The 6,321-nt window shown below is 72.7% G+C and carries 4 protein-coding genes and 1 pseudogene; 2 read left to right on the top strand and 3 right to left on the bottom strand.

All coding sequences use genetic code 11. The features are described from left to right. The 3 genes and pseudogenes from ABL57_RS02400 to ABL57_RS02390 all read right to left on the bottom strand — a co-directional run. Positions 1-2,137 (bottom strand): annotated as a pseudogene (locus ABL57_RS02400) (molybdopterin-dependent oxidoreductase); the annotation flags it as partial. Between the two features lie 198 nt (positions 2,138-2,335). After that, positions 2,336-2,896, bottom strand: a complete 561-nt coding sequence (locus ABL57_RS02395) for a DUF421 domain-containing protein (RefSeq protein WP_047801851.1) — start codon at positions 2,894-2,896, stop codon at positions 2,336-2,338. Between the two features lie 45 nt (positions 2,897-2,941). Next, complete coding sequence (locus tag ABL57_RS02390) at positions 2,942-4,189, bottom strand: sodium:proton antiporter (protein ID WP_047801845.1); 1,248 nt, start codon at positions 4,187-4,189, stop codon at positions 2,942-2,944. Between the two features lie 264 nt (positions 4,190-4,453). Here ABL57_RS02390 and ABL57_RS02385 point away from each other — a divergent pair, with 264 nt between their 5' ends. Both ABL57_RS02385 and ABL57_RS02380 read left to right on the top strand, forming a co-directional pair. Then, complete coding sequence (locus tag ABL57_RS02385) at positions 4,454-5,329, top strand: potassium channel family protein (RefSeq protein ID WP_053004694.1); 876 nt, start codon at positions 4,454-4,456, stop codon at positions 5,327-5,329. Between the two features lie 45 nt (positions 5,330-5,374). Then, positions 5,375-6,295 carry an NADP-dependent oxidoreductase gene (locus ABL57_RS02380; protein WP_047801844.1) on the top strand — a complete coding sequence of 307 codons (921 nt, stop codon included), beginning with the start codon at positions 5,375-5,377 and terminating at the stop codon, positions 6,293-6,295. Positions 6,296-6,321 lie beyond the last annotated feature (26 nt).

Here is a 6,321-nt window from a genome sequence, read left to right as displayed (position 1 = left end):
GGGGGGGGGGGGGGGGGGGGGGGGGGGGGGACTCCACCCGCACCACGTCGCCCTCGGTCAGTCCCAGGGCCGCGACGTCGGAGACGGACATCTCCACCCACGCGTCGGGCGCCGCACCCTGCAGCTGCGGGGCCCGGCCGGTCTTGGTGCGGATGTGGAAGTGGTAGACGGTCCGGCCCGTGGTGTACCGGAAGGGGTACTCCTGCCGCGGGGGCTCGTGGGGACCCTGGTAGGGAGCGGTCTTGAAGACCGCCCTCCCGCCCGGGGTCATCGCCCGGTAGGCCTGCGGTCCCACGGTGGCGCCGGTGGTCAGGTCGTGGCCGTAGGTCTCGCTGTCGTCGGGACCGGTGGGGAACACGCCGTCCTCGTAGAGGCGCACGGCGCCGTCGGGGTGCTCCTCGGTGACCGGCCAGGGGATCCCGCTGCCGCCGCGCAGCGTCGCGTAGCTGAGCCCCGTGTAGTCGCCGGGCCGGCCCCGGGAGCACTCGCGCCAGGCGTCGAACCCGTCCTCCGGCCCGGACCAGTCCAGCAGCGGGCGGCCCGAGCGGGTGCGGAAGTCCCTCCGCCGTGCGTAGTCCAGGAAGATCTGCAGATCGCTGCGGGCCTCCCCCGGGGGCGCCACGGCCTGGTCCGACAGGTGCACGGTGCGGTTGACGTTGGTGAAGGTGCCGGTCTTCTCACCCCAGGCGGCGGCCAAGAGCACCACGTCGGCGTAGCGGGCGGTCTCGGTGAGGTACAGGTCCTGGACCAGGAGGAACAGGACCTCCCGCTCGAGGACCTCGCGGATGCGCGGCAGCTGGGGCATGGACACGGCCGGGTTGGTCGCCGAGACCCACAGGAACTCGATGGAGCCCTGCTCGACGTAGCGGAAGATCTGGGCCGCGTGCGTGGGCGGGGCCCAGTGCGGAATGACCAGCGGATCGATGTCCCACAGCTCCGCCAGCTGCTGGACGTGCTCGGGGTTCTCCCAGTTGCGGAACCCGGGCAGGTCGCCGTCGGCCCCGCACTCGCGGGTGTCCTGGGCGGTGGGCTGGCCGTTCATCTGCAGGATCCCGCAGCCCGGTCTCCCGAGCAGGCCCCGGAGCAGGTGGAGGTTGTTGACCTGGCAGGCCGAGGCTGTGGCCTGGACCGACTGGTAGAAGCCCTGCAGCACGGTCGACAGGACGCGCTCGGACGTGCCGAAGATCCGGGCGGCCTCGACGACGTCGGCCGCGGCCACCCCGCACTCCTCGGCCCCGGCCTCGGGGGTCCAGGGCTCGATCTGCTCGGCCAGGTCCTCGAAGTGCAGCGTGTGGGCGGCGACCCAGTCCTCGTCGATCCATCCCTGGGCGATGACCTCGCGGATCAGTCCGTGCCTCAGCGCCAGGTTGGTGCCCGGTCGCACGGCCAGGTGCACGTCGGCGTGCCGGGCCACCTCCGTCTCGCGCGGGTCCACACAGACCACCTGCGGCCGGTCCGGGCCGGCCAGTCGGTCCAGCACCCGCGCCCACAGCACCGTCTGGGTCTCGGCCATGTTGTGGCCGAACAGGAAGACCGCGTCGCACTCGTCGATGTCCGCGTAGCTGCCCGGCTGGCCGTCGGAGCCGAAGGACTCCTTCATGGCCGCCGCCGTGGCCGTGCACAGCCGGGTGTTGCCGTCCATGTGCGGGGTGCCGATCCCGGCCTTGCCCAGGATCGCGAGGGCGTAGTACTCCTCCAGGAACAGCTGCCCGGAGGTGTAGAAGCCGTGGCTGAGCGGTCCCTGCTCCGCGAGCAGGGCCCTGCTGCGGGTGACGATCCGGTCCATGGCCGTCTCCCAGTCGGTCTCCACGAGCTCCCCGTTCTCGCGCACCAGCGGACGGGTCAGGCGGTCCCGGTGGCTCACGCCCTGTCAGGAGGCGAACAGGCCCTTCGGGCCCAGCCGGCCGTGGTTGACGATGTCCACCGCCCGCCCCCGGACCCCGACCATGGTGTCGTCCTTGACCGCGATGTCGACGGCGCAGCCGTTGCTGCACAGCACGCACGCCGACTGCACCCACCGCTCCACGTCCGCCTCGGCCAGTCCCTCGGCCAGGACCTGGTGGACCCGCACGGGCCACCGCTGTCCTCGGCCGAAGGGCGTGCGCGTCCCCCAGATCTGCGCGATGCGATCGACCATGCTGACCCCGTTCCTCCGGTGCCGGGGCTGTGCCGTGCGGGCGAGGCGGCCCCACAGCCTGTCCGTCCGACGGTAACCCTGCCGGCGACGGCAGGGAACCCCGGCGCCCGCTGTTCCTGGGTGGCCGTTACTCCTGAAGGGCCGTGCCCACGCGGCCCTCGGTCCGGATCCTGGTGTCCCCGGACACAGGGTTCGGGATCATGGCGCCCCCGGCCCCGATCCGTCCCGGCCACTGTCACCGCGCAGGGTCGCGAGGCCCCGGACGTCCTCGAGCGCGGACCCGTCGCCGTACTTGCTCGACGTGATGACGCTCAGCTTGCCGTTGGTCTCGAGCACGACGGCCTCGACCCGGGAGAGGTCGCCCGTGCCCTGCATCCGCACGGCCTGGCGCAGCTCGGACTCGGTGAGCCGGTTCCGCCGCAGCGCCTCGTGGCGGATCCGCCCCTCGGCGAGCAGCAGCGCCGGCTCGGCGGTGAAGACGCCGCGCACGCGCGGCCAGCGGGAGGAGATCCAGGCCACGAGCAGCTGCAGCCCGGCCAGGACGCCGAACGCGGTGACGCCCTCCGCCCAGGAGACGTCCGTGCTCAGGAAGATGGTCGCCAGCGTGGAGCCCAGGGCGACGGTCACGACGAAGTCGAAGACGTTGAGCTGGGCGAGCGTGCGCTTGCCGGAGACCCGGAGGCACACGACCAGCGAGGCGTAGGCCGCCGCGCCGACCACCACGATGCGCAGGAGCTGGGGCCAGCCGTCAAACCACATGTCGATCACACTTCTTTCGGGGGACGGGAACGGTGCGGGGCGCGGTCATGCGGAGTGCTCCTCCTTCTCCTTCAGTTGCGGCTCGTGGTGCTGCAGCCAGGCGCTCAGCGGCGCGGAGGTGAGTCCGTGCACCACGACGGAGGCGGTGATGGCCAGGGTGGTGTAGACGAAGACCTCGTGCTGGCCGGTGTGGCGCTCGGCCAGGGTGGCGTAGAACAGCGCGGAGACCCCCACCGGGGCGAACCAGCTCAGGAAGACCGTCTCGGACCGGTCGTGCAGGCTCGTGAACAGCGGCCGCAGCATCCACACGGTGACCAGCCGGCGCACCAGCACGGCCGCGAGCAGGATCACGGGCGGGCCCCAGCCCAGGGCGGCCCATTCGGCCAGGGGCAGGGCCATGCCCAGCAGCACGAAGATCGGCAGCAGGAAGAGACGGGAGACGGCGTCCTGGACGCGGTCCTCCTGCTCCTCCTCCCGCTGGGGGATGACCTGCCCGAACACGGCGACGCCCACGAAGACCACCAGGACGGCGTCGGTGCCCAGCAGCTTGCCGGCGCCGAGCAGCAGTAGGGCCAGGGGCACGACGAAGGCCAGATAGGAGCTCTCCTCCATCAGCCCCTTGTCCTGCACGAACACGAACAGCTTCCCCAGCAGGTACCCGGCCAGGACGCCGATGACGGCCGCCCCGAGCACCTCCCGCAGCAGGACCTTCGTGAGCAGCTCCTGCCACGCCGTGTCCGGTGCGGTCAGCAGCAGCACGGGCAGCATGACGAAGAGGTAGCCCAGTCCGTCGTTGAGCCCGCTCTCGGCGGAGATGTTGTGCCGCACCCGCTCGGTGACCTTCTCCTCGGCCATGGAGCCGGTGACGATCGGGGTGGTGACCACCGGGTCGGTCGGCGTGACGATCGCCCCGACGAGCAGGGCCACCAGGAACGGGACTCCCAGTCCCCACCACAGCACCCCGGTGGCGACCACGAGCATCAGGGCCATGCCCAGGCCGATGATCACCGCGATCCAGCGGAGGTTCTTGCGCCAGTAGCCGTGCGGCAGGCGCAGCGCGACCCCGGCCAGGCCAACGGCCAGGGTGATCCGGGCCGCCTGCTCGAGCAGGGTCCCCTGGGGCACCCCGAAGTCCTCCATCCGCAGCAGGCCCAGGGCGTGGGGGCCGATCAGCACGCCGAAGGCGAGCGCCAGCAGGGGGCCGGGCAGGCTGAGTCGCTGGAACAGGGTGGAGAACGTGGACAGCACCAGGATCGCCCCGGCGAACAGGGTCAGCAGCAGATTGACGTCCATCGGTGTTCCTCCTCGGTGTTCGCCTCGGGTGTCCGCCTCCGGTGTCCGGGCGAGCCGCGGTGCCCGTCCGGACCGCGTCCCCCTACCGTAACCCTGCTGATGGTCGTCCGGGCAAGGCCGGGCAAGGCCGGGCAGGGCAGGGCCGGGCAAGGCCGGGCGGGGCCGGGCGGGGCCGGGCGGGGACGGCGAGGGACCCGCCCTCGCGGGCGGCGCCGGGTAGGGTCGGCGGGGAAGGATCCGCGCGAACAGGAACGGAGCGACGACGTGGGCGTGCTGCTGACGGTGCTGGGGATCACGATCGTCCTGGTCGGCCTCTGGGACATGTACCACAGCCTGCTGCACCCCAGTGGAACGGGCGCGATCGGTGGCCGGGTGCAGACGGTCGTCTGGCGGATCTCCCGGCTCACCGGGCACCGCTTCGGCTCGGCCGTGGGCCCGGGGTCGATGATCACGGTGGTCCTCCTCTGGGTGCTGATGCAGGGGGTCGGGTGGGCGCTGGTCTATCTGCCGCACGTCCCCCAGGGGTTCACGTACTCGCCCGGGGTGAACCCGGTCGACTACCCGGATGCCCTCGACGCGCTCTACATCTCCCTGGTGACGCTGGCGACGCTGGGGTTCGGCGACGTCGTGGCCACCGACCCCTGGGTCCGGCTGGCCACCCCGCTGGAGGCGCTGACCGGGTTCGCCCTGCTCACCGCGGCCCTGACGTGGTTCACGCAGATCTATCCGCCGCTGTCCCGCCGCCGTTCCCTGGCCCTGGAGCTGAAGGCCCTGTCCGACGTCGGCTACGCCGACGGGATCGCCCGGGAGGACCCCGTGACGGTGGCCCGGGTGCTGGACGGCCTCGCCGCGGAGGTGGCGAAGGCGCGGATCGACTTCACCCAGCACGGGGAGACCTACTACTTCCAGGAGGAGGACCCGGACCTCTCCCTGGCCCGGCAGCTGTCCTATGCGCTCGAGCTGCGCGACCGGGCCGCCGCGTCCCCCTCGCCGGAGGTGTGCACGAGCGCCCGCCGCCTCGGCCTGGCCCTCGAGCAGCTGGGGCAGAAGCTGCGGGAGGAGTTCGTCAGCACGGGGACGACCCCCGAGGAGGTCTTCGCCGCCTACGCCACGGACCACCGGCGGGAACCGGGCCGCTGACCGGCCCCCGGGAATAGGCCCCCGCGGCCCCCGGTTGCCCGGAGCATGAAGGCATTGACGTACGCCCGCTACGGCGGCCCCGAAGTCCTCGAGCTCACCGACCTCCCCGAGCCCAAGGTGCCCCCGGGCTGGGTGCTCGTGCGGGTGCGCAGCGCCGCGGTCAACCCGGTCGACTGGCAGATCATGGCCGGCAATCTCGACCCGCTCCTGGAGGTGCAGTTCCCGGTGGTGCCCGGCTGGGACGTGTCCGGGGTCGTGGAGTCGGCCGGCATCGACGTGCCCGAGTGGGCGCCCGGGGACGAGGTGATCTCCTATGCGCGCACGGACTGGGTGCACGGCGGCACGATGGCCGAGTACGTCGCCCTGCCGTCCCGGCTGCTCGCGCCGAAGCCCGCCTCGGTGGACTGGGACCGGGCGGCGTCGCTCCCGCTGGCCGGCCTGACGGCCTACCAGGTCCTGGGCCGCCTGGAGGTCGCCGCGGACCAGACCGTGCTGGTGCACAACGCCTCCGGCGGCGTGGGCGGCTATGCCGTGCAGCTCGCGGTGGCCCGGGGAGCCCGGGTCATCGGCACCGCCTCGGAGACCAACCACGACTACCTGCGAGGCCTGGGCGCGGAGCCGGTGGTCTACGGGGACGGGCTGCCCGAGCGGGTCCGGGAGCTCGCGCCGGAGGGCGTGGACGTCGTGGTCGACCTCGTCGGCGGGGTCGTCGAGCAGACGCTCGCGGTCCTGAAGGACGGCGGGCGGCACGCCTCCGTGGCCGACGACGCCGTGGAGGCCCACGGCGGGACGTGGATGTGGGTGCGGCCCTCCGCCGAGGACCTCACGGAGCTGAGCCGGCTCGTGGACCGGGGCGCGCTGCGCATCGAGCTCGCCCGCAGCGTGCCCCTCGCCGAGGCCGCCGAGGTCTACCGGCTCAGCCAGGAGGGCCACGTCCGCGGCAAGATCGCCGTGCGCATGGGCTGAGCCGGGGAGGCCCCGTAGGTGCACAG

Origin of the sequence: Kocuria sp. SM24M-10 (genome assembly GCF_001027955.1) — a bacterium.
Taxonomy (GTDB): Bacteria; Actinomycetota; Actinomycetes; order Actinomycetales; family Micrococcaceae; genus Kocuria; species Kocuria oceani.
The sequence above is the reverse complement of the archived record's forward strand: the minus strand, read 5'-3'. Positions and strand labels throughout refer to the sequence as shown.

What these genes read in the sequence shown, in the direction of transcription:
- ABL57_RS02395 (WP_047801851.1), bottom strand. Translation starts at nt 2,896, where the DNA reads ATGTGGTTTGACGGCTGGCCCCAGCTCCTGCGCATCGTGGTGGTCGGC.
- ABL57_RS02390 (WP_047801845.1), bottom strand. Translation starts at nt 4,189, where the DNA reads ATGGACGTCAATCTGCTGCTGACCCTGTTCGCCGGGGCGATCCTGGTG.
- ABL57_RS02380 (WP_047801844.1), top strand. Translation starts at nt 5,375, where the DNA reads ATGAAGGCATTGACGTACGCCCGCTACGGCGGCCCCGAAGTCCTCGAG.